Genomic DNA, 26,032 nt, shown 5'->3' with positions numbered 1-26,032 from the left:
TTCGCTCGTTATGCGGCGACGGAGTCGATCAACTCCATCTCGCGGCTCGTCATGAGCTTTTCGATGTCCATCAGGATCAGCATGCGGCCGTCGACGGTGCCGAGGCCCGTCAGATATTCCGTCGCCAGCGTGCCGCCGAATTCGGGCGCGGGCATCACTTGCTCCTGCGTGAGCGTGAGCACGTCCGACACGCCGTCCACCACCATGCCGACCACGCGATGCGCGACGTTCAGGATGATCACGACCGTCTGGTTGTCGTACTCGACGCGGCCCAGATTGAACTTGATGCGCATGTCGACGATCGGCACGATGATGCCGCGCAGATTGATCACGCCCTTGATGAACGCGGGCGCATTCGCGATACGCGTAACGTTGTCGTAACCGCGAATTTCCTGCACCTTCAGGATGTCGATGCCGTATTCCTCGGCGCCGAGCGTGAACACGAGGAATTCCTGCCCGGCCGCTTCGGCGTGACCCGCATCACGTCGCGAAGGCGCAGCGGTATGAATCGTTTGAACGTCTGCCATGAATGGCTCCTTCGATTGTCAGTGAGAGTGCGCGCCGTGCTGCGCGCGCGATTCGCGGTTGAGCGCGGCCACGTCGACGATCAGCGCGACGCTGCCGTCGCCCAGGATGGTCGCGGCGGAAATGCCGTGCACCTTGCGGTAATTCGTTTCGAGGTTCTTCACGACGACTTGCTGCTGGCCGACGAGCTCGTCGATCAGCATTGCGAAGCGGCGTCCTTCCGTCTGCATGATCGTGACGATGCCCTGCGTCGGCTCCGTGCGCGCGCCTTCGACATCGAACACGCGATGCAGCGCGACGAGCGGCAGATATTCGCCGCGCACGCGCACGACGCGCTCGCCGTTGGCGACCGTGTAGATGTCTTCGGCGACCGGCTGCAGCGACTCCATCACGAAGTTCAGCGGCAGAATGAAGATCTCGTTGCCGACCTTCACCGACATGCCGTCGAGGATCGCGAGCGTGAGCGGCAGAACGATCTTCGTCGTCGTACCCGCGCCCTGGCGCGACATGATTTCGACGTGGCCGCCCATCGACTGGATGTTGCGCTTCACCACGTCCATGCCGACGCCGCGGCCGGAAATGTCCGTCACCTGTTCGGCGGTCGAGAAGCCCGGCATGAAGATGAGTTGCCAGACTTCTTCGTCGCTCATGGATTCGGAAACCTGCATGCCCTGCTTTTGCGCCTTCGCGAGAATCTTGTCGCGGCGCAGGCCGGCGCCGTCGTCGCTCACTTCGATGACGATGTTGCCGCCGTGATGCGCCGCCGAGAGCACGAGCTGGCCGGTCGTCGGCTTGCCCGCGGCGCGGCGCGCTTCCACGGTCTCGATGCCGTGATCGAGCGAGTTGCGCACGAGGTGCGTGAGCGGATCGATGATGCGCTCGATCAAGCTCTTGTCGAGCTCGGTCGCCTGACCGAACGTGACGAGTTCCACTTCCTTGCCGAGCTTGCCGGCGATGTCGCGCACGAGGCGCGGGAAGCGGCTGAATACGTAATCCATCGGCATCATGCGGATGGACATGACGGCCTCTTGCAGATCGCGCGCGTTGCGTTCCAACTGCGCCATGCCGTTAAAGAGACGGTCGTGCAATGCGGGATCGAACGTGCTCGTGGTTTCCGCGAGCATCGCCTGCGTGATGACGAGCTCGCCCACCAGATTGATGAGCTGATCGACCTTCTCCACGCCGACGCGAATCGAACTGCCTTCCGCCGATGCGGCGGCCTGCGGGCGTCCTTTCTTTTCGGCCTCGCTCGCCGCGGATTTCGTCGGTTGGGCAGCGGACGGGACCTGCAAGCCCGCCGCCGCCGCCGATTCTTCTTTCACTGCTTCATTGCCAGCCGCGGATGCGGGCGCTGCGTGCGCCTGCGATTGCTTCGGCTCCTCGTGTAGCGCGGGTTGCACTGCCGATACTGCCGGCGCTGCTTCGGCGGATTGCGCCGCCGCGTCGCCACGGCCGATCGCGATCTGCTTTTCATCGATCACGAAACAGCACACGGCGACGATATCGTCGGCCGGGACGTCCGAGTCGAGCCAAACCACGTACTCGGCGTCCGTCTTCTTTTCTCCGACGATGCTTCCCAGATTCCCCAGCTCCTCGATCAGAGTCGCCAGGTCCTTCTCGCCCACCCCCCGTAGCGTAATTTTCAGGTGGGGTCCTGCTTCCGCCGCCGGCGCGCCGGCAGCGATTCCTGCATTCGCGGTTCCATCAGTCAGCTCGAACGCGCCGTCCCAGTTGCCGTCGTCCTCGATCGCGTCGGTTGCCTGCGCGACCACATGCACGGGCGGCGCGTTCGGGCCTTCGTAGGCGGGCGCGATGTCCGGCTTCGCAGCTTCGTTTTTCGTGACCGGCAGCGCGGGCGGCTCGATCTGGCTCGCCGCGCCGCCTTCGGCCTGCTCGTTCTTCAGGCGCTCCAGCTTCGCGCAGATCGCCGCGGCCGCGGCCGCATCCGGCTCCGCGCTCGCGCGATACGCGGCGAGCTGATCCGAGAGCACGTCCTTGGTCGCGAGGAACGTGTCGATCATGTCGCGGCGCAGGACGAGCTCGTTGTTGCGCGCCCGGTCGAGCAGCGATTCGAGGATGTGCGTCGTTTCGGTGAGCGCGGTGAAGCCGAAGGTCGCCGCGCCGCCCTTGATCGAATGCGCCGCGCGGAAAATCGCCGCGAGGTCTTCCGGATCCGGATTCGCGATGTCCAGAACGAGCAGCAGTTGCTCCATCTGCGCGAGCAGTTCATCGGCTTCGTCGAAGAAGGTTTGATAGAACTGGGTAATGTCGAGTGTCATGCTTGAGTCACCATCGGCGCGTGCGTGCGCGGGTTGTCTTTGGCTTTCGCTTCAGTGCTGCGTGTCTTCCGAGAGCGCGGCGACCAGTTCGGTCAGCAGGTCCGGATCGAGCGGCTTCTCGATCCAGCCCGTCGCGCCCGCCGAGCGCGCCGCGTCCTTGAAGGGCTCGCCGCCTTCCGTCGTGAGGACCAGAATCGGCGTCGCCCGGTAGGCGTGGTTCGCGCGCAGCGCCACGATCAGATCGAGCCCGCTTCTGCCCGGCATGTGCTGATCGGTCAGAACGAGATCGAAGCGCTCCGCGAGCGCCCACTCCAGGCCTTCGTCCCCGTCCGACGCGACGGTCACTTCGTAACCCGCCGTCGCGAGCGTCGCCGCGAGGATTTGCCGCATCGCGGCGGAATCGTCGATTGCCAGAATGTGTTTGATCATGTTTGTCTCTTGCCGTGATGACGGTCGAAACGTGCCGAGTCTTGAGCCTGTTTTGCGGGGAATTTGCTCATTGCTTCGCGGGCCGGGCCGCGATGCCGGGGATGAGCTGCCCGAGCGCCGTCGATGGCGCGCCTTGCGCGTCCGTGCCGTTGTCGAGCGTCGCGCCGGGTGAGCCGTCGTCGCGCAGCATCGACATTTCCGTCTTGCGATTGAGCACGATGACGCTGATGCGCCGGTTCTCCGGATCGAGCGGATCTTTCTTGTTGAGGTTCTGCGTCGACGCGAGTCCGAGCACGCGCATGACTTTCGCTTCGTCCATGCCGCCCGCGACCAGCTCGCGCCGCGACGCGTTCGCGCGGTCCGCCGACAGTTCCCAGTTGCTATAGCCCTTCTCGCCGCCCGCGTACTTCACGGCGTCGGTGTGTCCCTGCACGACGATGCGGTTCGGCACGTCGTTCAGCGTTCTGCCGATCTCGCGCAGGATGTCGCGCATATAGGGCTGCACGGCGTCGCTGGAGAGCGCGAACATCGGGCGCTTCTGCGTATCGACGATTTCGATGCGCAAGCCCTGCTGCGTAGACTCGATGCGGATCTGCTGCTTGAACTGGTGCAGCGTCGGATTGGCCTCGATCGCGGCCATCAGCTTCACCTGCAAGTCGTGCAGGCGCGCCTGCTCGCGCCGCTCAAGTTCGCCTTGCGCGGCCTTGAGCAGTTCCTCATCGGTATCGGACGAGGCGCGCTGCGCGAGCTGTGTGCTGCCGTCGGACTTGCGCGCGGCGCCCGCTTCGATGCTGGAGATGTCGCGCCCGCCGCCGGTGAGGATGCTGTTGTCCATGCCGACGGTCTTGCCGCCGACCATCGCCGCCTTGAGCGGCATGTTGAAGTACTCGGCGATGCCGCGCCGCTGCACCGGCGACGTCGACGAAAGCAGCCACATCAGCAGGAAGAACGCCATCATCGCGGTCATGAAGTCGGCGTAGGCGAGCTTCCACGCGCCGCCGTGATGCCCCTTCTTGCCGGCGACGATGCGCTTGATGAAGATGGGGCGTTCGCTGTCGTTGCTCATCGCTGTGCTCCGGTCACTTCGACTTGACCCGGCGCACGTGTTCTTCCAGTTCGGAGAACGACGGACGCTCCGTCGAGAACAGCACCTTGCGGCCGAACTCCACCGCGATCGCGGGCGCATAGCCGTTCAGGCTCGCGAGGATCGTCACCTTGATGCACTGGAACATCTTGGTCTGCTCCGCGACGCGCTGTTCCGCGACGTTCGCGAGCGGCCCGATGAAACCGTAGGAAAGGAGAATGCCGAGGAAGGTGCCGACGAGCGCCTGCGCGATCATCTCGCCGAGAATCGCGGGCGGCTGATCGGCGGAGGCCATCGTGTGCACGACGCCCATCACCGCCGCGACGATGCCGAACGCGGGCATGGCGTCGCCGACCTTGGTCAGCGCGTGCGCGGGCGCCTCGCCCTCGACGTGATGCGTCTCGATTTCCTCGTCCATGAGGCTTTCGATCTCGAACGCGTTCATGTTGCCGCTGACCATGAGGCGCAAATAATCGGTCAGAAATTCGACGATGTGGTGATCGTCGAGAATCTTGGGGTACTGGCTGAAGACCGGACTCTTCGACGGATCTTCGATATCCGCCTCCAGCGCGAGCGTGCCTTCCTTGCGCGCCTTCGCGAGCAGCACGTAGAGGAGGCCCATCAACTCCATGTACATGCTCTTGTCGTACTTCGCGCCCTTGAAGAGCGTCGGCAGGACCTGAATGGTCGCCTTGATGGTCTTGACGTTGTTGCCGAGGATGAACGCGCCGACGCCCGCGCCCGCGATCATCAAAATTTCGACCGGCTGCATGAGCGCGCCAAGGTGCCCGCCTTCGAGCGCGTAACCGCCGAAAACGGACAGCAATGTCACGAGCGATCCAACGAAAATCAGCACAGTCGAGTCCTCACGTTTTGATGCGGTAAGACCGCCGTTAAGTGGTTTACGGCACTCGACTGAAAAACTTTGGGGGCAAATCCGCGGGGACGGCAAACGGTAAACCCCGCGTGGCAGCAGGGCTGTGACGTAAGTGCGGCGTCAGGCCGCAATGCGCCGGATGCGCTGCGCAGCACCGGACGACGCAACCGCCTTGCGCGTCTTCCCCGCACGCGACGGCGGCTGACACAGACCGCAGACATAACCCGCGCGCAGCTCATAAGCATGCGCGACGAATCGCCCGCCGCAGCGCGTGCAAGCATTCGTCTGCAACATCCCGGATTCGAAGTACCGCACGAGCGTCCACGCGCGTGTGAGCGACAGCGCGGGCTCGTCGCCGTGCATCTCGAGATGTTCGAGGTACAGACGGTAGCTTTTGACGATCGTGCGAATCGTCGACTTCACGCCGCCGTGCGTATCGACGAAGCGATAAATCGCGTGAAACAACGACGAATGAATGTTCGGCTGCCAGGTCATGAACCAGTCCGTCGAAAACGGCAGCATGCCCTTCGGCGGCGACGCGCCCTTCAGTTCCTTGTAAAGCTTGATGAGACGGTCACGCGACAGGCTCGTTTCCGCTTCGAGCAGTTGCAGCCGCGCGCCCAGTTCGATCAATTCGATCGCCAGAGTGATTTCGCGGACTTCCGCGACCACGCTTTTCGTCGCCATCGGTGTTCGCGCGCGGCTCAGCCGATCTGCTCGACGGGACGGTCGGCGAGCAGGATCGCCGCGTGGGCGTGCGCGAGCGCCGCGCTCTTGTCCTTGTCGGCAAGCGATGAGAGAAGCGTGTGGTCGTCGAAACGAAAGCGGCACAGCAAATGGCTCGACGACGCCACTTTCACCGCCTGGGCAAGCGTCAGCGAGGTCAGCACTTGCGCGACCTGCGCAGAGAGCCCGAGGCGATACATCGCCGAAACGCGGTCTTCCTGAAGGAGCCGCTGTGCGAGGAGCAAGTACGACAGATTCACCTCGCGGATCTCCGCGAGCGTACTCGTATTGCTGATCGTCATATTTTCCCCGAATCGATACTTGGCTGGTCAGGCCCGGCGGGAACGTTTGCTCGAATTCGCAAAGGACAGGCGAATGCGGCCCCGCGCGCGTTGTGTGGTGTCGATTCGATTGTCGCCGATGCCCGCGGCCGCGCCTGTCGGACAAACCTTCCGACGCAACGACGGAGTTTCGCGAAGATTCGTGTAGGAAAAATTCTTACACGCGCTTGACCTTCTATTGCCGATCGTCAGACATGACTTTTATCGGCATTTATTCGTCTGACTTGATAAAGAGCTTCTGTTTTTCGAGACGGGGCGCGGCAGGCAGCGATTACCCGCATCTTTCGACGTTCAGGACCATAAATTGCTTGCTTCAACCTGCGGCGTGTTCCACGCTTCACATTCGTCCACATCGACTTTTTCGGTGCAATTTCTGACTTCGTAACAGCACATGTTTCGCGCTGTAACAACGATAAGCGATTGAAAAATGACGTGAAATGCCGCTCTCGATCCCGATAATGGGCAGTAAGGGATAACCCGGTCGCGATGTTTTTCATCTCCGGGCCGATCTCGGGCGGCGTCACCATCACGCGGCCCGCCCGAATGGCATGTGTTGAGCGCTCGACCGGAGCGTGACTGCAATGCCTCACCTACATGGAGAGTCACGTTATGCGAATCGCACAAATTGCACCGTTGCACGAAGCAGTACCTCCGAAGTTTTACGGCGGCACTGAACGCGTCGTGTCTTATCTGACCGATGCGCTCGTCGAGCTCGGCCACGATGTAACCTTGTTCGCAAGCGGCGATTCGCAAACAAAGGCGACGCTCGAGGCGGTGTGGCCGCGTGCGTTGCGTCTCGACCCCACCGTGCGCGACGCGCTCGCGCCGCACATGCTGTTGCTCGAAACCGTCCGCCAGCGCGCGCATGAGTTCGACGTGCTGCACTTCCACCTCGACTACATGCCGTTCCCGCTCTTCACGCAGATGGACACGCCGTTCGTGACGACGCTGCACGGCCGCCTCGATTTGCCCGAGTTGCAGCCCATGTTCAACACGTTCACGAAGGCGAACGTCATTTCGATCTCGGACAATCAGCGTGGTCCGCTCCCGCAGGCGAACTGGCTGAACACGGTCTATCACGGTCTGCCGAGCGAACTGCTGACGCCGCAACCGCACAAGAAGCCGGAATATCTCGCGTTCCTGGGCCGCATCTGCCCGGAAAAGCGCGCCGATCTCGCCATCAAGATCGCGGCGCAAAGCGGTCTGCCGCTCAAGATCGCCGCCAAGGTGGACAAGGTCGATCAGGAATACTTCAAGTCGACGATCGAGCCGCTGCTTTCGCAGGCGCATGTCGAGTTCATCGGTGAGATCAACGAGGCGCAAAAGCCGGAGTTTCTGTCGGGCGCGAAGGCGCTGCTCTTCCCGATCGACTGGAACGAGCCGTTCGGCCTGGTGATGATCGAGGCGATGGCCTGCGGCACGCCGGTGATCGCGTTCAATCGCGGCTCGGTGCCGGAAGTGATCGATCACGGCGTGACGGGCTTTATCTGCGAGGACGTGCAAGGCGCGGTCGGCGCGCTGCAGCGTCTCGATGAACTGTCGCGCACCGAGATTCGCGCGCAGTTCGAACGCCGCTTCAGTGCGCACACGATGGCGCAGAACTACGTCGAAAGTTATACGGCGATGCTCCAGGCCGCCAAGCGCCCGGTGCTGCGTCAGGTTGCCGTGGGCTGAGATCGCTCGCCTGCTTGTCTAAGTAGCTTCGAATGCCGCCCGCTTGCCGGGCGGCATTTTTTTATACGCGCCCTTTGCGCTTCTTTGCACCAGATAGGGACAATCCGAAGACTCATTACGTTGCCCGTGAATGAGAGCCGATCGACCATTTTTGACAGTTCGCAGAAGACTCCGCGCTTAAACTCCGCTGCGCAAGCGCGCCACGCGTTCTTGTTTTAAATCAATGGCTTTTCAATTTTTCACGAAGGCAGAATCATGCATTTGTCGAAGCGTCTCGGCGCTGAACTTTTCGGTACTTTCTGGCTCGTGCTGGGCGGCTGCGGAAGCGCCGTGCTCGCCGCGGCCTTTCCTCAACTCGGCATCGGATTCGCCGGCGTTTCGCTGGCATTCGGTCTCACGGTGCTGACGATGGCCTACGCTATCGGTCACGTTTCCGGTTGCCACCTGAATCCGGCTGTGAGCATCGGCCTTGCGACAGCTGGCCGCTTCCCGGTTCGTGACCTCGTGCCTTACATCGCCGCGCAAGTGATCGGCGCGACGCTCGGCGCAGGGGTCATCTACCTGATCGCCACCGGCAATCCGAGCTTCGACTTTGCATCGAGCGGGTTCGCCGCTAACGGCTTCGGCGAGCACTCGCCGGGTCATTTCTCGATGGCAGCGGCGCTGGTCTGCGAAATCGCGATGACGTTCTTCTTCCTCTTCGTGATCCTCGGCGCCACCGACGACCGCGCGCCGAAAGGCTTCGCGCCGCTCGCGATCGGCCTGTGCCTGACGCTCATTCATTTGATCTCGATTCCGGTCACCAATACGTCGGTGAATCCGGCGCGTTCGTCGAGCCAGGCGTTCATCGTCGGCGGCTGGGCGCTCGATCAGCTGTGGCTCTTCTGGATCGCGCCTATCGTCGGTGCGATTCTCGCGGGCGTGCTTTATCCGGCTTTGATGCGGCAGAAGTAAGCGTCGGAGGCGGAGGTCAGCGGTAGAACGAAACGGGCGCGACAGGCGCCCGTTTTGTTTTTGCGCAACGTCCCGCTTCCGGATCATTAAACGAGCGCGACAAATGTAATGCCGAATTACGCAGCATGCTTATGAATTGCTGCGACACCGATTTTCCAGAAATACAACCTGGCGCGGAAAGGCCCGTCCCACAAGGCTTCCGACGATGTCGCCCGTCAACGCTCGCTTTCGGCGTCCCTTACGCTGCCCTTGCACACCGTAACAAGTCCTCGAAGCATGTAAGACGGCGGACGCTTACATTGAACTCATGCGACACACGTCGCCTTAAAGGAGAAAGACAATGAAGCGCATCGTCACCCAAATGCTCGTCGCGACCGGCCTTGCAATCGGTGCTGTCGGAGCGGCTCAGGCGCATAGCGATCTGCACATCGGCGTTTCGCTCGGCGCGCCGGCCTACGTGGCGCCGGCTCCGGTGTACGTGCGTCCCGCGGTGCCGGCGTATCGCGCGCCGTACTATCGCCATGAAGCGCCGCGCTGGCACGGCGGCTACGACCACGACTACGGCCGCTATAACCGTGCGGGCTGGAACCATGGCGGTTACGGCAACAACTGGGGCCATCGCGGATAAGCGAAACGAGCCGCCGGTGAACTCCGGCGGCCTGCCGCGACGCACGCTCAGTCGGGTGTCTGTCCCGGCGACGCGAATTCGTCGCGAATGCCGAACAGCTTGCGCAACTGATGCGCGACGCCCGCCTCGAAGTTATTCCCGACGCGCGGCACGTTCGGCAGACGCTTGATGAGATCGGGATTGGCGTTGTTCATCATGAACGGATGCCCGGCGGTTTCGAGCAGGTCGATATCGTTCATGTTGTCGCCGAAAGCGACGCACTGCGCGGTATCGACATCGAGCCGCTCGAGCACGAAGCGAAGCGCCCGCCCCTTTGATACGTCCGACGTCATGACTTCCAGGCAGTCCGGCAGCGAATACGTGACATAGAGCGAGTCGCCGAACTCGCGCTCGAGATTCGAGGCGGTTTCCTTCAGATCGGCCGGCTCGCCGATATACAGCACCTTCGCGATGTTCTCGCCGTCATGCTCGCGCAGATCCGTTACCTCGTACTTGAAGCCCGAATCCTGGTGAAAGACCAGCAGTTCGGGTGCGTGACGGTCGATGAGCCAGGCGTCGTCCGCGAACAGATTGACGATGACGCGGCCATGCACGCCCGAGAGATCCGGCTGCACGAGACGGCGCACGGCTGCGGGATCGAGATCGCGCGAATAGATGCGCTCGTCGCCGGGCGCATGCACGCGCGCGCCGTTCGACGTGATCAGATAGGCGTCGACGCCGAGCACGTCGCGAATGCCGGCGACGTCACGGTAGTGCCGCCCCGTAGCGATGATGATGGGCACGCCGCGCGCCGCCAGTGTGCGCACGGTTTCGGCGGTGAAGGGGTCGAGCTGGTGGTCGCTGTTCAGAAGCGTACCGTCGAGATCAGTAGCGATGACCGAGTACATGACTGCCTTTGTGGTGCCGCAAAGCTCGCTATTTTATCGCGCCGCGCGTCGCGCCAGTTCGAGCGCGCCCGCTGCCGAATCCGCACGCGGCGCCCGCACCCGCTCCCGCAACGCGGTCGGCACGAACGGCTCGTACGGAACGGCAAGGCCGCCGCACAGCGCGATGGGCAACGCGGACGCCGGATCGAGTGCCGCGACCAGACGCTCGATCTCCAGTGCCGCGCGCTTAAGGAGCCGCGCCGCGACCGGGTGGTCGTGGAACTCGAACACGGTCGGCGCAAGCGTCGCGTACCCGGTCTGGTTCGCGGCGCAGAGCCACACGACGAGACTGTCGCGATCCGTCGCGCCGGTGCGCGCGAGCAGCGCGCGCGACCATCCGTCCTCGGTCGCGCGGCCGTCGAGCACGCGTTGAAGATGCACGACCGCGCGCAGGCCGAGCCACGCACCGCTCGCTTCGTCGCCGCTCGGGAAACCGTAGCCGCCCGCGATGCGGCAAACGCCCGCTTCATCGAGCGACGCCGCGATGCTACCCGTGCCGAGCGCGACGATCACGCCGGACTCCCCGCTATGCGCGCCGAGCACGGTCGTGTAGGCGTCGCTTTCGACGCGCAACGCGCGCACGTCCGGCGCGCAGGCGTGAAATGCCGCGAGCCAGTCCGCGTTGTTCACGCCCGCAAGTCCGCAGCCGAGCACGCAGTTGCGCCAGTCGAAGGGCAGCGCGGCGGGGTCGAACGCGCGCCGGCACGCATCGCCGATCGATTGCCACGCGCGTTCGACGCCGAGCCCGAGGCCCGAAGGCCCGCCGCTCGCGCGTGCGAGTTCTTTGCCTTGTGCGTCGGCAAGAACCACGCGGGTGCCGCTTCCGCCGCCGTCGATGCCGAGCAGGAAGCCGTTGAATTCCGATGTCGAGGATGTAGTCATGCGCGCAAGCTTACCGGTGGCCACGGCGCGCGCCAATTGGCCGAATGGCATAGATGCGCGGCGCGGGCGTTCGGCTATGCTGACGCGATTCGAAATACCGACGAGAGCTTGCAATGGCAGACACCGATCACACCCGCTGCGCCTGGGCCACGACCGACGCGATGATCCATTACCACGACGACGAATGGGGCGTGCCCTCGCGCGACGACCGGCATCTGTTCGAAATGCTCGTGCTGGAAGGCGCGCAAGCCGGCCTTTCGTGGTCGACGATCCTCAACAAGCGCGAGGGTTATCGCGCGCTTTTCGCAGGCTTCGACATCGACAAGGTGGCGCGCTTCACCGATAAGGACATCGAGCGGATCGTGCAGGACGCGCGCATCGTGCGTAACCGCGCGAAGATCGAATCGGCGGTGCTCAATGCGCGCGCCGTGCAGCAAATTCAGCAGGAACACGGCTCGTTCGCGGACTTCGTCTGGTCCTTCGTCGGCGGGAAGACCATCGATACGCCGCGCGATGCCGCGAACCCCACACCCGCGTCCACGCCCGAATCGGATGCATTGAGCAAGGCGCTCAAGAAGTACGGTTGCAAGTTCATCGGCACGACCATTTGCTACGCCTTCATGCAAGCGACGGGCATGGTCAACGATCACGCCGCCGGCTGCAAGTCGCGCAGACAACTCAAACCAAAACGGAAGACTGTTGCCAAATCCGCACCTTGAGCCCATTGTCATGCGGGAAATTTTTGCTTTTTGGCAACGTGCGTAGTGAAAAGTTTGCGATATAGGGTATATCCCGATAGAAGCTCATTTTTTTGCAGTGAAGCACGCGCAATTGCCCGAACTGCAAGGACTTTGCGCGGGTTTTCCGCACTGCACGAACGTACGGCTCATGTAAAAATGGCGTCCTCGCGTGCGCTGGCGCACCTTTTTACCGGCCTGAACCGTTATAACTGGCGGTGTACGGACGTTCACTGAGTGTAGAAATCCGACGCGAGCACATCGGGCCTTGTGAGACCGCAGGCCCAGGCCGGGGAACCGCCGTGCTCATGTAGCGTCCGGTCGGCGATGCCGCCGCTCCGGTAAGCAGGTGCAGGTTCTCGAAAACTGAAACGCATGGCCGCTGCGCAGGGGCGCAGGGGAGATGATCATGAAAAGCTTGAACTTCCTGACCCATCAGGAGATTTTCAACGGCGCGGTGCAGCATCTTTTCGTGCAAGGGCAAGCGGCTTTGCTGCCGCGTGGCGGCGGCGCCTATCACGGATACTGCGGCGGCTGTCCTGTCGGCAGCTTCATCAAACCGCGCGACTACATCACGGCGATGGAAGGCGTGCCGATTCGCTATATCGCGAAGCCGCCCGAGCAGGTGCCGGCATACATGGACGTCGGCGTCGCGGCGCTCAGGCGCGCGCTGCTTCGTGCGCGCATCAACGTGTTCGATCCCAACACCGTCGAATTGCTCTCCTGCCTGCAGAACGTGCATGACGTCTTCGGCAAATGGGAATGGCGCGAGCGTCTGACATCCATCGCGCGTCAGTTCGGGCTGTCCGCCGAGCTTCTCAAAACGGCTGCTTGATATTGCAGGTGCTGTGATGTTGAGCCCTATTACGATGTTGAGCCCGAAGGAGATCTACGAGCGCGTCAGCGAGCACTTGCTCACGCAGCGCGCGGTCTCCGAAGACGACAACGGTTCGTGCCGGCTGCGCAGTCCGGAAGGCCGCAAGTGCGCGATCGGCTCGCTCGTGCGCGACGATCTGTACGAGCCGGAGCTGGAAGGCGTCGGCATCTCGTACTATCGGCACGCGCAAGACGGCAAACTGTTGCGCGCGCTCTACGCATCGAACGTGAATGCCTACGATCCGAACGTCATCGATCTGCTGATCGAACTGGAGGAAGTGCACGATTACGCCGATATCGACGAATGGCCGGATCTGCTCGCGGCGCTCGGCAAGCGTCACGCGTTCGTGTGACACGCGCAATCGCGTAATTCGAGGCACAAACAAAACGGCGGTGCGCCCTTACGGGTCGCACCGCCGTTTTGCCATGCGGGCGCGGATCCGAAAAATCCTCGCCCGCAAAAGACGCTTAGTGCATCTTCTTCGGCAGCATCTGGCTGCGCAGGCGCTTGCGCAGACGCGCGACAGCGGCGGCCTTCTTGCGCTTGCGCTCGGTGGTCGGCTTTTCGTACGACTGGCGTTCGCGCAGTTCGGCGATCAGGCCATTGCGCTCGATGGTGCGGCGGAAACGCCGAATCGCGACATCGAACGGCTCGTTTTCTTTGAGGACGATAGTGGTCATGTAAATCCTGAGTTTGCTAAACGTATTTTCAAGCGCGCGACGATACGAGCTGCCGCGCCCCGGCACTCCGATCGTCCGCCGGACGCGAAATGGCGCGACGGACACGAGCAAAGCGGCCACGGAGGCCGGAAAAGAGAGCGTTGAGATTCAGCCGCGGAAGCGGCATGCGCTTTCGAAAGAACCACACGAAGGCGCGTTTCGGAGCCGTTCGCCGCTGCTTGTTGACGTTGTCATTCTCAGCAGCGAAGGCAGGAAATCGGGCACATTTCTCGATTCGGGCGCGATGTTACCAGAACACCGCGCCACTGCCAACTACCGCGCACCATCCAACTCATTGATGCAACAGATTTATTTCTGCCACGCGCTGGCTTCGTCCAAGAGCTGGATGTCGTCGGCGGCGAGTTGCAGGCGCGTTGCGGCGGCGAGGCCTTCCAGTTGCCCGACCGAGGTAGCGCTCGCGATCGGCGCCGTCACGCTCGGGCGCGCGATCATCCATGCGAGCGCGACGGTTGCGGGCGTCGTGTCGTTGCGCTTCGCGACTTCGTCGAGCGCATCGAGAATTTTGAAGCCGCGCGGATTCAGATATTTCTCGACGCGCGAGCCGCGTGTCTTGTGCAGCGTGTCTTCCTTCGACCGGTACTTGCCCGAGAGAAAACCGCTCGCAAGCCCGTAGTACGGCACGACCGCGATCTTGTGCTGCGTCGCGACCGGCTCCAGGTCGGTTTCATAACCCTCGCGATCGTAGAGGTTGTATTCGGGCTGAAGGATCTGATACGCCGGCAAGCCCGACTCCTTCGCGGTCGTCAGCGCCGCGTCGAGCCGTTCGCCCGTGTAGTTCGACGCGCCGATCACCCTCACCTTTCCCGCCGTGATGAGCTTCTGATACGCGCCGAGCGTTTCATCGAGCGGCGTGCTTTCGTCGTCGTAATGGGAGAAGTAGACGTCGATGTAATCGGTCTTCAGACGCCGCAGCGAATCGTCGACGGCCGCCGCGATGTTCGCCGCCGTCAGTCCGGCACGCGTGCCGAGCTTGCCGACTTTCGTCGCGAGCACGACGCGATGGCGCTTGCCGCTTTCCTTGAACCATTTGCCGACGATCGTCTCCGATTCGCCGCCCTGATGCCCGTCGACCCAGGCGGAATAGACGTCCGCGGTGTCGATAAAGTTGAGGCCGTGATCGACGAATGCGTCGAGGATCGAGAACGACGTGCGCTCGTCGGCGGTCCAGCCGAACACGTTGCCGCCGAAGACGAGCGGCGCGATTTTCAGTTCCGATGTGCCGATGCTGCGTGTCTGCATGTGTGCTCCGAATGCGCGAGAAGGACGGACCGAAAAGCATACGCGCGAAAGTGGCGCCTTGCCGGACGAGCCTGCCGAGGCTTACGGACGCATTCATTACACAAATCGTTTGCGCGGGGCTTAAGTTTTTTCGAGGGGCCCGATAACCACAAGTAGGCGGCCGGCTATCACCGAGCGCAGGACCGCCAGGCAACACTCGGTGCCAAAGCCAAAGCCAGACAAAGTCTCCCAGGAGAGCAAAAAAATGATCGGTATCAATAGCAATATCAACTCGCTGGTTGCCCAGCAGAATCTGAACAACACGCAGAGCGCGCTGTCGTCGGCGATTACCCGCCTGTCGTCGGGCAAGCGCATCAACAGCGCTGCTGACGATGCTGCCGGCCAGGCGATCGCTTCGCGCATGACCTCGCAGATCAACGGCCTGAACCAGGGCGTTTCGAACGCGAACGACGGTGTGTCGATGACCCAGACGGCATCGAGCGGCCTGAACCAGATCACCGACAACCTTCAGCGTATCCGCCAGCTGGCCGTGCAATCGGCGACGGGCTCGCTGTCGGCTGACGACCAGGCAGCGCTGCAGAAGGAAGTCGCTCAGCGTATCGCTGAAGTGAACCGTATCGCTTCGCAAACGACGTACAACGGCACGAACGTGCTCGACGGCTCCGCTGGCAACGTGTCGTTCCAGGTCGGCGCGAACGTCGGCCAGACGATCAGCGTCGATCTGAGCAAGGGCGTTTCGGCTGCGAACCTCGGCACGGGCACGGTTGCGAAGGGTTCGGTGCTCGGTTCGATGACGGGTCTGTCGCTCGACGCGAAGACCGGCAATGCCGCTGCTTCGGGCTCGGCTGCGACGCTCACGTCGATCAACGTTCTCGCCGACGGCAAGGGCGGCTTCACGTTCACCGACCAGAACAACCAGGCTCTGTCGAGCACGGCTGTGAACAACCTGTTCGGCGGCGCTGCTGCGACGACGGGTACGGGCACGGCGCTGACGCTGCAACCGCAAGGCGCGCTGGTTTCGGGCGCGAGCGCGAGCCAGACGAGCTCGATCGCCGCGATCCAGGCTTCGAACACGCAAGTGTCGGCTGGCGGCTTCAAGGGCAGCGGCACGACGCTCGCTACGGTCACCCTCGCGACCAAGCTGAAGACGGACCTGAGCGGCCAGGACAACACGACCGGCACGATCAGCTCGATCCAGGTCAAGGCTGACGGCGCTGGCGGCTACTCGTTCAAGGCGCTCGACGCATCGGGCAACGACATCACCAACACGGTCAACGACGGCACGTCCACGGGTAGCGACGCGTTGTCGAAGCTGTTCGTGACCGGCCAGGCTTCGGGCACGACCCCGGCGAGCCTCGCGCTGTCGTCCGCTGGCGCAACGGCATTGGGCAGCGATGCTCCGTCGGCCTCGTCGCTCAACAGCGCGGCAGCCTCCAATTACGTTGCACCGACGTACCAGCAAGGCTTCTCGAAGAGCGGCACGGTCCTGGGTACGCTCAGCACGACCGGCACGAACCTGATCAAGACCGACCTGAGTGGCGAAGACACGTCCGCCAACGGCGCGACGATCAAGTCGATCCAGGTTTCTGCGGACGGCAACGGCGGCTTCACGTACGCGGCGCTCGACGCCAGCGGTACCGACATCACCAGCACGGTGAACGACGGCACCGACACCGGTAGCGCTGCGCTGGCCAAGCTCTTCACGCCGACCACGGGCACAGGCGGCGCGAAATCGCTCGCGATTTCCGGCTCCGGCACGACGGCATTTGGTACCGACGCAGCCGGCCTGTCGTTCACGTCCATCAATTCGGCAAACGCCACGCCGGCCAAGCTCGGCACGGTCGCGGTCAATCTCGACGCGAACGGCGATGCAGCGAGCTCGGGCACGACGCCGACGTTCACTTCGGTGAACGTGTACGCCGACGGATCCGGCGGCTACAAGTTCGTTGCGGTTGGCGCCAACGGCACTGAAAGCACGAGCGCGGCAGTGAACGGCGAAGCATCGAACCTGTTCTCGGTCGGTTCGTCGAACAGCGGCACCGCAGGCAAGACGCTCGCCGGCGCAGGCTCGCTCGCAGCAAACTCGAACGCCACCGCAGCAGCAGCCGGCCTCGCATCGGTCACCGCCAACAACGTGCCGCCGAAGGTCTCCGACATCGACATCAGCACGACCGCTGGCGCGAACCAGGCCATCGAATCGATCGACAACGCACTGAACGCCGTCAACACGATTCAGGCTTCGCTCGGCGCTGCGCAAAACCGCTTCACGTCGATCGCTTCGACGCAGACGCAACAGGCGACCAACCTGTCGTCGGCTCAGTCGCAAATCACCGACGCGAACTTCGCGCAGGAAACCGCGAACCTGTCGAAGGCTCAAGTGCTGCAACAAGCCGGTATCTCGGTGCTGGCTCAAGCGAACTCGATGCCCCAGCAAGTTCTGAAGCTCCTCGGCTAAGCATCGTCGCCGACGCTGTAGCCGGCGCGCGTTATCAGTAAAATGCGCGCCGGACGTAACAAAATTTTGCAGTAGAAGCACAGCAGTCCGCGCCCGGGGAGCTCGTCTCCCTGTGCGCGTTTTCGGGAGATGACGCCTCCCTCCCATTTCCAACGATCGCGAAAACGCAACGACCGGAGTACACATGACCACCGTAGCCACGTCAACGGGTTCCACTGTCGATCCGACGAGCGCCGTCCAGCAGGCCGCGCAGTCGATCATCAGCGGATCCACGAACTCGACGATGGACGTGAACTCGCTCGTCAGCGCGATCGTCAACGCGAAGGTCGCGGGACAGACCGACGCGCTCAACAACAAGAAAACGGCCGACAACACGCAGCTCACCGCGATCGGCACGTTGAAGTCGATTCTTTCGCTGCTGCAAAGCTCGCTCACGAATCTCGCGAACGGCACGACGCTCTCGCAGTTCACCGCCACCGCCGACGGCAAAGGCCTCACGGCCACCGCGGCGAGCGGCGCGGTCGCGGGCAGCTATGCCGTGAACGTGCAGAACATCGCGACGTCGCAGTCGATCACGTCCGGCGCATTCAAGTCGACGGACACACTCGGCACCGGCTCGATGACGCTCAACGTCAACGGCAAGACCAGCACGATCAAGATCGACAGCAGCAACAACACGCTGTCGGGCATCGCTTCGGCGATCAATTCGGCGTCCGACAATCCGGGCGTCACGGCGACCATCGTCAACGGCACGGACGGCGCGCACCTCGTGCTGCGCTCAGCCGCGACGGGCCTCGCCACCGGTATCAACATCACGGTCGATGCGGACGACAGCACGTCGTCGCTCGGCAAGCTCGCGGTGAAATCGGGGACTGCGGTTGCAAGCACGACGACCGATCCGAACGATCCGACCAAGACCATCACGACGCCCGCGCGTACGACCATCGACAGCTCGGGCGGCTGGACGCAGAACACGGCGGGACAGGACGCGAACCTTACGGTCGCGGGCACGGCGGTGTCGAGCCCGAGCAACACGATCAAGGACGCGATCACGGGCGTGTCGATGACGGTCACGTCGGATTCGGTCGGCACGACGCAGAACCTTACGATCGGCCAGGACGTGAACGGCCAGAAGACGACGATCGAAGCGTTCGTCACCGCGTACAACAACTTCGTCAGCACGGCGGCATCGCTGACGTCGTTCGATTCGACTCAGGCAGCCGGCTCGCAAGGCGGCGCGCTGCTCGGCGATTCGATGATGAACTCGATCAAGAACACGATTTCGAGCACGATCAGCAAGGCGATCGGCACGGGCAAGGATCAGGTCAATCTCGCGTCCATCGGCATTTCGCTGCAGCCGGACGGCACGCTGCAAACCGATGAAACCAAGCTCACCGACGCGCTCACGAACAACAGCGGCACGGTCGCGTCGCTGTTCAACTCGACCAACGGCGTCGCGGCGCAGTTGAACACGAGTTTGACGTCGTTCCTGCAGACGGGCGGCGTCATCGATGCACGCACGACCGCGCTCAACAACGACCTGTCCAACATCGCGGATCAGCAGACGCAGCTCACCGCCTATACGCAACAATTGACGACCTCGTATAACAACCAGTTCACGGCGCTCAACACGCTGATGTCGAGCATGGCGACGCAAGCAAACTATCTGACCGCGCTGTTCGGCGGCACCAACAGCGCGGGCGCGCTGGCTACGAACGCGAAGTAACGGGAAGACATCGACCATGAACCAGAATGAATTGATTCACAACGCCTGGGCGCTGACCGAGGCGATCGACGAAGCGGTCGGCAAGGAAGAGTGGGCGCGCGCGGCCGAGTTGGCGCACGCGCGCGCACCGCTCGTGATGGCGCTCCAGGCCGAGCAGCCGGCGGATGCGCTCGCGGTCATTCGCAAGATTCAGGCGAGCATCGACGCGGTCGCCGCGCGTGCTCGGACGGCGCAGACTGCGCTTTCCGAAACGTATCGCCGGTCGATGGACGGCGTGAAAGCCGCGAGCCGATATCAGCAGGCAGCGCGCTTCTAAAGTTTTCTTTTTTCGCGCCGATAACTCTTGTAAGAACAACAAGAACGACGCGCTGATCAGTCAGCGCGCTGCTTGGCTCTTCGATGCCCGCTTCGGCGGGCATTCTTATTTCTCAGCGCCCAAGCGTCAGCACGAGATAAGCCGCATACAGCACGCCATTCCCAAGTAACGCCCACAGCACCACGCCATTTTCCTTCGCGTTGAACCGCAGCCACGCCGCCGCCGCCAGCGTGATCAGCACGCCGGTCAGCACCTCGACCCGCGGCTCCCAGGGCGTCAGCATGATGCCGATCCCCGGCAGCAACGTCCCCTGAAACACCATTGCCCCGGTGATGTTGCCGAACGCGAGCGTGTCCTTGCCTCTGCGCGCCCAGAGAATGCTGTTCACCTTCTCGGGCAATTCCGTGGCGATCGGAATGATGATGAGCGATAGCAGCAGCGCCGAAATGCCCAGCGCATGCGACACGCCCTCGACGCCGTGAATGAATCCCTTCGCGCCGCCCACGAGCAACACGATGCCGACGAGAAACTGCAGCATGATCGTGCCGAGCGTCGTCTTCAGGCCGAGACGCGACGCGAACAAGGCCTCGGGCGCTTCCGTCCCGTGCCCGCCTTCGACGAGCTTCGCCGAAGCCCTGAACGTCGAAATCACATAGACGACATACACGCCGACCAGGCCCGCCGCGAACAGCGCGCGCACCTGCCACGCATGATGCGGCACGAACATCGCGGCGCATGCGATCAGGAACGCGCACAAGAAGAAGTTGAGATCGCGCGTGAACCCGCTGCGCTCCGGCGTAATCCGGCCACGCAAGCCACGTGACTTGAGAATCGCGACCGTCATCAGGCAAGTGGACAGCGTCGCAAGCATGAGCGGCGCGCCGAGAATCGCGCCGACGCCGATCTCTTCATTGACTGCGCGACTCGCTGTACCGCCGAGCAATGCGATGATAGGCACCGTCGTCTCCGGCAACGCCGTGCCGACCGCCGCGAACAGCGATCCTGTCACGCCTTCGGAAATGCCGAGCCGTTCGCCGAGATGTTCGAGCGCGTTCGTGAAAAGCTCCGACGCGATCAGAATGATCGCCAGCATCGACGCGAGTTCGAGGAAGAGCATCGTCATGCGGCACCTCGCATCGAAACATGCGATAAGCGCGCAAGCGTGCGCGAAAGACGGGAATGTTGTAGTTGTAGGGACACGATGATTCCACGGCCGGACGTCGAGCGAACCACGATGCGCCATGCGCCGTCCGACCAAGAACGACATAGCGCATCGATGGTCTCGCCAAACCGTTCCGGTCGAACGCGCCACGGCAGCAGAGCCGAGGATGTTGACGCGTTCTCCTTCGCTCGCGAAGGAAGGCTACTCCCCAAAGACGGCGCAAGTTTAGCTTGATGCGCGCCGTTTCGGCAAGCCGCGCACGCGCGGGGACATGAACGTAACGAATATGCGTATGCCGATCGAATCGTTGTCGGCGTCGAATGCATTCGCTAATCTAGCCGCGCCGGGCGCGTCGCTTGCTGCGTGCGCCCCACGCTCATCCACGAACAAAAATGAAGATCACGGGAGATCTCATGCGCCTGAAACTCTTTGCCGCCGCAGCGGCAGTGGCCATGCTTGCCGCGCCGGCAATCGCGCTGTCCAAGCCGCTCACCGTCTGCACCGAATCGAGCCCGGACGGCTTCGACGTCGTGCAATTCAATTCGCTCGTGACGACCAATGCGTCGGCGGATGTCGTCTTCAATACGCTCGTCTCCTACGACGAAGCCGCGAAGAAAGTCGTCCCTTCTCTCGCGGAGAAGTGGGACGTGAGCAGCGATGGCCTGACCTACACGTTCCATCTGCGTCCGAACGTACAGTTTCAGACGACCGACTACTTCAAGCCGACGCGCCCGCTCGCCGCCGACGATGTCGTCTTCACCTTCGAGCGCATGTTGTCGGACAGCAATCCGTGGCACAAGGTCGCGGGCGCGAGCGGCTTTCCGCACGCGCAGTCGATGGGCCTTGTGAAGCTCATCAAGGCCGTATCGAAAGTCGATGACCATACCGTGAAATTCGAGCTCAACGAGCCGAACGCCACCTTCGTGCCGATTCTCACGATGGGCTTCGCATCGATCTATTCGTCCGAATACGCGGACAAGCTGCTGAAGGCGAACCAGCAGGTCGATCTGAACAGCAAGCCCATCGGCACCGGGCCGTTCGTGCTGAAGAGCTACACGAAAGATTCGGTGATCCGCTACGACGTCAATCCGACGTACTGGGGCACGAAGCCGAAGGTCGATCGCCTGATCTATGCGATCACGCCGGATGCGTCCGTGCGCGCGCAGAAGATCAAGGCTGGCGAATGCCAGATCGCGCTGTCGCCGAAGCCGCAGGATGTGCTCGATGCGAAGAAGGACAAATCGCTCAAAGTCAGCGAAGCGCCCGCGTTCATGACGGCGTTCGTCGCGCTCAATACGCAGAAGAAGCCGCTCGATAACCCTAAGGTGCGTCAGGCGATCAACATGGCGTTCGATCGCACGACGTACATGAAGACCGTGTTCGACAACACGGCCACGCCCGCGGTGAATCCGTATCCGCCCAATACGTGGAGCTACGACAAGAACATCGCGGCGTACAAGTATTCGCCCGCCGATGCGAAGAAGCTGCTCGCCGACGCGGGCTTCCCGAACGGTTTCGACACGACCATCTGGGTGCGTCCGAACGGCAGCGTGCTGAATCCGAATCCGAAAGCCGGCGCGGAACTCCTGCAAGCCGACCTCGCGAAGATCGGCGTGAAGGCGCAGATCAAGGTGATCGAGTGGGGCGAACTGATCAAGGAAGCGAAGCAAGGTCAGCACGACATGCTGTTCATGGGCTGGGCCGGCGATAACGGCGACCCGGACAACTACATGTCGCCGCTCTTCAGTTGCAACGCGGTGAAGTCGGGCATCAACTTCGCGCGGTACTGCGACAGCCAGCTCGACAAGCTCATCGCCGACGGCAAATCGACGGCCGATGTCGCGCAACGCACGAAGGCGTATGTCGACGCGCAGAGGATCATCCACGATCAGGCGCTGTGGATTCCGCTCGTTTATCCGACGGCCGCGGCGCTCACGCGCGCGAACGTCAGCGGCTATAACGTGAGTCCGTTCGGGCGCGTGAATTTCGCGGGCGTTTCGGTGCAGTGAACGATGTCAGGCCGGCGTGAAACGCATCACGCCGTCGTCGCCGGTCTGACGCTTCAACGTGCCATCGAGCCAGAGCAGATTCAGATGCGCGAGCGCTTCGCCGAGCGCGAATGTCATCTGATGAATGTCGAGCTTGCGTTTGAACATGATGGGAACGATATCGGCGGCACTGCATGGTTTTGCGGCGCACGCTTCACGCACTTCCGCCAGCCGCGCGCGATGATGCTCGCGTAACTGCCCGATACGCGTCTGCACACCGCGAAACGGCTTGCCGTGCGATGGCAGCGCGAGCGTATCGGCAGGCATCGTTTCATAGCGTCCGAGCGACTCCAGGTACAGCGCGAGCGGATTGCCTTCAGGCTCGACCGCGAATACGGACACGTTCGTCGAGATGCGCGGCAACACCATGTCGCCGGAGATGAGCAGCTTGTCCTTCGCGCAGAAGAGCGCGCTATGTTCCGGCGAATGGCCGTAGCCCGACACCACTTCCCAATCGCGCGCGCCGATGCGGATGACATCGCCGTTGCGGATGCGCCGGTATTCGGCGGGCATCGACGGCACGAGCGTCGGAAAATAGCTGTCGCGCTTGCGCAAGGCATCGAGCGAGGCTTCGTCGGTCAGACCGTGCGCCGCGAAGTGCGCCGCCGCGCGCTCGCCGCCCGCGTTGGAGCCGTTGCCCGCGGCCATCACGCGGCCCATTGCGTATTCGCCCAGCGAGATCCACAGGCGCACGTTCCAGCGTTTCTTGTCGCCGCCTTTGCAGATCCAGTCGGCAAGTCCCAGATGATCCGGATGGCAATGCGTGACGAGCACGCGCAACACGGGCAAGCCGTCGAGCACGGAATCGAACACGCGCTCCCAGTTCGCGCGAATCGTGTCGTTCGAAATGCCGCAATCGATCACGGTCCAGCCCTTCACGCCGTCGATCTCGTCGCGCAGCAGCCAGAGATTGATGTGATCGAGCGCGAACGGCAACGGCATGCGCAGCCAAAACACGCCCGGCGCCACTTCCTTGACGCCGCCCGGTTCGGGCAGCGCGTCGGCGAAAACATAATCGAGCTGGTGTTCGAGCGCGTTCATTCGGTCCGTGCCTCCGGGTTTGCGCCGCATTGCAATTTGGCGAAGTTGACGATAACGTAAACATCCATTCTAACGTTGCGCGCGCATTTGCGCTGCCGGCCCGCGATGACTCAGCCGACGCACTACACGATCACCGAATTGTCGCGCGAATTCGACATCACGCCGCGCGCGATCCGCTTCTACGAAGATCAGGGCCTGCTCGCGCCGAAGCGCGAAGGCGCGAACGGCCTGCGCCGCGTGTATTCGCCGCGCGACCGCACGCGTCTCAAGCTCACGCTGCGCGGCAAGCGGCTCGGCTTCACGCTGTCGGAAATCCGTACGCTGCTCGATCTCTACGACTCGCCCACCGGCTCGGCCACACAACTGCAAGCGTTCGTCGATACGATCGCGGCGCATCGCGAAGTGCTCGAACGTCAGCTCGAAGACCTGAACACGACGCTCACCGAACTCGCCGCGTACGAGGAACAAGGCCGGGCGCTGATCGCCGCGGGCACGGAAAAGCGCGCGCGCAAACCCAAAGCGGCATGATGTGACTGTCACATACGAAGCGCAGGGTCGACATGAATCATTTCCCCAAGCTGCTCTCGTCGCAAATCGGTTTCGATGTCGCGCAGACGATACTCGAAGGCTTCGAGCATCATTACCGTGTGTTCCGCGAAGCCGCGATCAAGGCGAAGGGGCTGTTCGAGCGCGGCGAATGGCACGCGTTGCAGCAACTGGCGCGTGAGCGCATCGCGTCGTATGACGATCGCGTCGCGGAATGCGTGGCGGCGCTCGAAGACGAATACGACGCCGAGAATATCGACGACGACGTGTGGCAGCAGATCAAGCTGCATTACATCGGCTTGCTGACGACGCACCGGCAGCCCGAATGCGCGGAGACGTTCTTCAACTCGGTGTGCTGCAAGATCCTGCATCGCTCGTACTTCAACAACGATTTCATCTTCGTGCGGCCCGCGATCTCGACCGAATACATCGAAAACGACGAACCCGCCGCGAAGCCGACATATCGCGCGTATTACCCGCAGAAGGACGGCCTCGCCGCGACGCTCGAGCGCATCGTCACGAATTTCCAGCTGGAGCCGCCGTTCGAGGATCTGCAGCGCGACGTGCAATGCGTGATACAGGCGATGCGCGATGCCTTCGGCGATATCACGCCCGCGCCGAATTTTCAGATTCATGTGCTGTCGTCGCTGTTCTTCCGGAACAAGGCGGCTTATGTCGTCGGGCGCGTCATCAACGGCGATGCGCTGCTGCCCTTCGCTATCGCGATCCGGCACACCGAGCCCGGCTTGCTCGCGCTCGATACCGTGTTGCTGTCGCGCGAGCAGGTGCTCATCATCTTCAGCTTCTCGCACTCGTACTTTCTGGTCGATATGGAAGTGCCGTCGGCGTTCGTGCAGTTTCTTAGCACGATCATGCCGCGCAAACCGAAGGCCGAAATCTATACGTCGGTCGGCTTGCAGAAGCAGGGCAAGAACGATTTCTATCGCGACTTGCTGCATCATCTGTCGCATTCGAGCGATAAGTTCATCGTCGCGCCCGGCATCAAGGGGCTCGTGATGATCGTCTTCACGCTGCCGTCTTTTCCTTACGTGTTCAAGCTCATCAAGGACGCGTTTCCGCCGCCGAAGGAAACCACGCGGCAGAAGATCCAGGACAAGTATCAGCTCGTGAAGCGTCACGATCGCCTCGGCCGCATGGCCGATACGCTCGAATATTCGAGCGTCGCGCTGCCCGTCGCGCGTCTGGATGATGCGCTCATCCGCGAGCTGGAAAAAGAAGCGCCGTCGATGATCGAGTACGAAGGCGACAATCTCGTGATTCGACACGTGTATATCGAGCGCCGCATGGTGCCGCTCAATCTCTTCCTGAAAGACGGAAGCGACGACGACATCGATCACGGCATCAAGGAATACGGCGATGCGATCAAGCAGTTGATGCAGGCCAACATCTTTCCCGGCGACATGCTGTACAAGAACTTCGGCGTGACGCGGCATGGTCGCGTGGTCTTCTACGATTACGACGAAATCGAGTATCTGACCGACTGCAACGTGCGCCGCGTGCCGCCGCCGCGCAACGAGGAAGACGAGCTGTCGGGCGAACCGTGGTATACCGTCGGGCCGCACGATATCTTTCCCGAAACGTACGGCACTTTTCTGCTCGGCGATCCGCGCGTGCGCGAGGCGTTCATGCGCCATCACGCGGATTTTTTCGATCCGGCGCTCTGGCAGCGCTACAAGGAACAATTGCAACGCGGAGAACTCGCCGATTTCTTTCCCTATGACCGGGACGCGCGATTCTGCATCCGTTATCCGGAGCGTTTCGACAAACCCGGTCGACAGGACGCGCGCGCCGCCTGACGC

The 26,032-nt window shown here is 62.5% G+C and carries 26 protein-coding genes and 1 riboswitch; of the genes, 12 read left to right on the top strand and 14 right to left on the bottom strand.

The window, feature by feature from the left end; all coding sequences use genetic code 11:
• Positions 1-8: 8 nt before the first annotated feature.
• The 8 genes from cheW to NCS28_RS00535 form a co-directional block, all read right to left on the bottom strand.
• Positions 9-527 (bottom strand): chemotaxis protein CheW, encoded by a 519-nt coding sequence (cheW, locus tag NCS28_RS00570; RefSeq protein WP_061172613.1) that lies wholly within the window; start codon positions 525-527, stop codon positions 9-11.
• Between the two features lie 18 nt (positions 528-545).
• Positions 546-2,804, bottom strand: coding sequence for a chemotaxis protein CheA (cheA, locus tag NCS28_RS00565; RefSeq protein WP_250511947.1), 2,259 nt, complete (start codon positions 2,802-2,804; stop codon positions 546-548).
• A 51-nt stretch (positions 2,805-2,855) separates the two neighbouring features.
• On the bottom strand, positions 2,856-3,233 hold the full coding sequence (locus NCS28_RS00560) for a response regulator (RefSeq protein WP_250511946.1): 378 nt from the start codon (positions 3,231-3,233) through the stop codon (positions 2,856-2,858).
• A gap of 67 nt (positions 3,234-3,300) precedes the next feature.
• Complete coding sequence (gene motB, locus NCS28_RS00555) at positions 3,301-4,299, bottom strand: flagellar motor protein MotB (protein ID WP_250511945.1); 999 nt, start codon at positions 4,297-4,299, stop codon at positions 3,301-3,303.
• Between the two features lie 13 nt (positions 4,300-4,312).
• Complete coding sequence (motA, locus tag NCS28_RS00550; RefSeq protein WP_250511944.1) at positions 4,313-5,173, bottom strand: flagellar motor stator protein MotA; 861 nt, start codon at positions 5,171-5,173, stop codon at positions 4,313-4,315.
• 141 nt (positions 5,174-5,314) lie between these two features.
• Entirely contained in the window at positions 5,315-5,881 is a 567-nt protein-coding gene (gene flhC, locus NCS28_RS00545) for a flagellar transcriptional regulator FlhC (protein WP_250511943.1), read from the bottom strand.
• A 17-nt stretch (positions 5,882-5,898) separates the two neighbouring features.
• The gene (gene flhD / locus NCS28_RS00540; protein ID WP_250512140.1) at positions 5,899-6,216 is read right to left on the bottom strand and encodes a flagellar transcriptional regulator FlhD; all 318 of its coding nucleotides are present in this window, start codon (positions 6,214-6,216) and stop codon (positions 5,899-5,901) included.
• Between the two features lie 233 nt (positions 6,217-6,449).
• Positions 6,450-6,788 carry a hypothetical protein gene (locus NCS28_RS00535; protein WP_250511942.1) on the bottom strand — a complete coding sequence of 113 codons (339 nt, stop codon included), beginning with the start codon at positions 6,786-6,788 and terminating at the stop codon, positions 6,450-6,452.
• A gap of 82 nt (positions 6,789-6,870) precedes the next feature.
• Here NCS28_RS00535 and NCS28_RS00530 point away from each other — a divergent pair, with 82 nt between their 5' ends.
• The 3 genes from NCS28_RS00530 (at position 6,871) to NCS28_RS00520 (ending at position 9,517) form a co-directional block, all read left to right on the top strand.
• Positions 6,871-7,935: a glycosyltransferase family 4 protein gene (locus NCS28_RS00530; RefSeq protein WP_250511941.1), complete on the top strand. Its 1,065-nt coding sequence runs from the start codon at positions 6,871-6,873 to the stop codon at positions 7,933-7,935.
• 255 nt (positions 7,936-8,190) lie between these two features.
• Entirely contained in the window at positions 8,191-8,889 is a 699-nt protein-coding gene (gene aqpZ, locus NCS28_RS00525; protein ID WP_250511940.1) for an aquaporin Z, read from the top strand.
• Between the two features lie 340 nt (positions 8,890-9,229).
• Positions 9,230-9,517, top strand: coding sequence for a hypothetical protein (locus tag NCS28_RS00520; RefSeq protein WP_250511939.1), 288 nt, complete (start codon positions 9,230-9,232; stop codon positions 9,515-9,517).
• 47 nt (positions 9,518-9,564) lie between these two features.
• Here the strand turns inward: NCS28_RS00520 and NCS28_RS00515 are convergent, their stop codons facing one another.
• Both NCS28_RS00515 and NCS28_RS00510 read right to left on the bottom strand, forming a co-directional pair.
• Positions 9,565-10,404, bottom strand: coding sequence for a Cof-type HAD-IIB family hydrolase (locus NCS28_RS00515; RefSeq protein ID WP_250511938.1), 840 nt, complete (start codon positions 10,402-10,404; stop codon positions 9,565-9,567).
• A gap of 33 nt (positions 10,405-10,437) precedes the next feature.
• Positions 10,438-11,325 (bottom strand): glucosamine kinase nucleotide-binding domain-containing protein, encoded by an 888-nt coding sequence (locus tag NCS28_RS00510; protein WP_250511937.1) that lies wholly within the window; start codon positions 11,323-11,325, stop codon positions 10,438-10,440.
• Between the two features lie 113 nt (positions 11,326-11,438).
• Between NCS28_RS00510 and NCS28_RS00505 the strand changes: the two genes are divergently transcribed.
• The 3 genes from NCS28_RS00505 to NCS28_RS00495 all read left to right on the top strand — a co-directional run bounded on the left by NCS28_RS00505 (position 11,439) and on the right by NCS28_RS00495 (position 13,291).
• The gene (locus tag NCS28_RS00505) at positions 11,439-12,044 is read left to right on the top strand and encodes a DNA-3-methyladenine glycosylase I (protein ID WP_250511936.1); all 606 of its coding nucleotides are present in this window, start codon (positions 11,439-11,441) and stop codon (positions 12,042-12,044) included.
• Between the two features lie 427 nt (positions 12,045-12,471).
• Complete coding sequence (locus NCS28_RS00500) at positions 12,472-12,897, top strand: hypothetical protein (RefSeq protein ID WP_250511935.1); 426 nt, start codon at positions 12,472-12,474, stop codon at positions 12,895-12,897.
• Positions 12,898-12,913: 16 nt separating this feature from the next.
• Positions 12,914-13,291, top strand: a complete 378-nt coding sequence (locus NCS28_RS00495) for a hypothetical protein (RefSeq protein ID WP_250511934.1) — start codon at positions 12,914-12,916, stop codon at positions 13,289-13,291.
• Between the two features lie 115 nt (positions 13,292-13,406).
• Here NCS28_RS00495 and rpsU read toward each other — a convergent pair whose 3' ends face one another.
• Both rpsU and NCS28_RS00485 read right to left on the bottom strand, forming a co-directional pair.
• Positions 13,407-13,619 carry a 30S ribosomal protein S21 gene (gene rpsU, locus NCS28_RS00490; protein WP_008351904.1) on the bottom strand — a complete coding sequence of 71 codons (213 nt, stop codon included), beginning with the start codon at positions 13,617-13,619 and terminating at the stop codon, positions 13,407-13,409.
• 348 nt (positions 13,620-13,967) lie between these two features.
• Positions 13,968-14,918, bottom strand: a complete 951-nt coding sequence (locus NCS28_RS00485) for an aldo/keto reductase (protein ID WP_250511933.1) — start codon at positions 14,916-14,918, stop codon at positions 13,968-13,970.
• A gap of 244 nt (positions 14,919-15,162) precedes the next feature.
• Between NCS28_RS00485 and NCS28_RS33495 the strand changes: the two genes are divergently transcribed.
• The 3 genes from NCS28_RS33495 to NCS28_RS00465 all read left to right on the top strand — a co-directional run bounded on the left by NCS28_RS33495 (position 15,163) and on the right by NCS28_RS00465 (position 19,415).
• Complete coding sequence (locus tag NCS28_RS33495) at positions 15,163-17,373, top strand: flagellin N-terminal helical domain-containing protein (protein WP_502801130.1); 2,211 nt, start codon at positions 15,163-15,165, stop codon at positions 17,371-17,373.
• 184 nt (positions 17,374-17,557) lie between these two features.
• Positions 17,558-19,099: a flagellar filament capping protein FliD gene (fliD, locus tag NCS28_RS00470; protein ID WP_250511932.1), complete on the top strand. Its 1,542-nt coding sequence runs from the start codon at positions 17,558-17,560 to the stop codon at positions 19,097-19,099.
• A gap of 16 nt (positions 19,100-19,115) precedes the next feature.
• Positions 19,116-19,415 carry a flagellar protein FliT gene (locus NCS28_RS00465; RefSeq protein WP_250511931.1) on the top strand — a complete coding sequence of 100 codons (300 nt, stop codon included), beginning with the start codon at positions 19,116-19,118 and terminating at the stop codon, positions 19,413-19,415.
• A 112-nt stretch (positions 19,416-19,527) separates the two neighbouring features.
• Here NCS28_RS00465 and NCS28_RS00460 read toward each other — a convergent pair whose 3' ends face one another.
• Positions 19,528-20,538 carry a sodium:calcium antiporter gene (locus tag NCS28_RS00460; protein ID WP_250511930.1) on the bottom strand — a complete coding sequence of 337 codons (1,011 nt, stop codon included), beginning with the start codon at positions 20,536-20,538 and terminating at the stop codon, positions 19,528-19,530.
• Between the two features lie 88 nt (positions 20,539-20,626).
• A riboswitch (yybP-ykoY riboswitch) is annotated at positions 20,627-20,801 on the bottom strand.
• A gap of 189 nt (positions 20,802-20,990) precedes the next feature.
• On the opposite strand from NCS28_RS00460, the gene NCS28_RS00455 reads away from it, so the two are divergent.
• Positions 20,991-22,586, top strand: a complete 1,596-nt coding sequence (locus NCS28_RS00455; protein WP_250512138.1) for an ABC transporter substrate-binding protein — start codon at positions 20,991-20,993, stop codon at positions 22,584-22,586.
• A gap of 6 nt (positions 22,587-22,592) precedes the next feature.
• On the opposite strand, the gene NCS28_RS00450 is transcribed toward NCS28_RS00455, so the two are convergent.
• A complete protein-coding gene (locus NCS28_RS00450) occupies positions 22,593-23,666 on the bottom strand; it encodes an MBL fold metallo-hydrolase (RefSeq protein WP_250511929.1) in 1,074 nt (357 codons plus the stop codon).
• Between the two features lie 105 nt (positions 23,667-23,771).
• On the opposite strand from NCS28_RS00450, the gene NCS28_RS00445 reads away from it, so the two are divergent.
• Both NCS28_RS00445 and aceK read left to right on the top strand, forming a co-directional pair.
• Positions 23,772-24,194: a MerR family transcriptional regulator gene (locus tag NCS28_RS00445; protein ID WP_250511928.1), complete on the top strand. Its 423-nt coding sequence runs from the start codon at positions 23,772-23,774 to the stop codon at positions 24,192-24,194.
• 32 nt (positions 24,195-24,226) lie between these two features.
• Positions 24,227-26,029 carry a bifunctional isocitrate dehydrogenase kinase/phosphatase gene (gene aceK, locus NCS28_RS00440; protein ID WP_250511927.1) on the top strand — a complete coding sequence of 601 codons (1,803 nt, stop codon included), beginning with the start codon at positions 24,227-24,229 and terminating at the stop codon, positions 26,027-26,029.
• Positions 26,030-26,032 lie beyond the last annotated feature (3 nt).

Origin of the sequence: Caballeronia sp. INDeC2, from assembly GCF_023631325.1 — a bacterium.
GTDB lineage: Bacteria > Pseudomonadota > Gammaproteobacteria > Burkholderiales > Burkholderiaceae > Caballeronia.
This window is presented reverse-complemented; position numbering and strand designations above follow the sequence as displayed.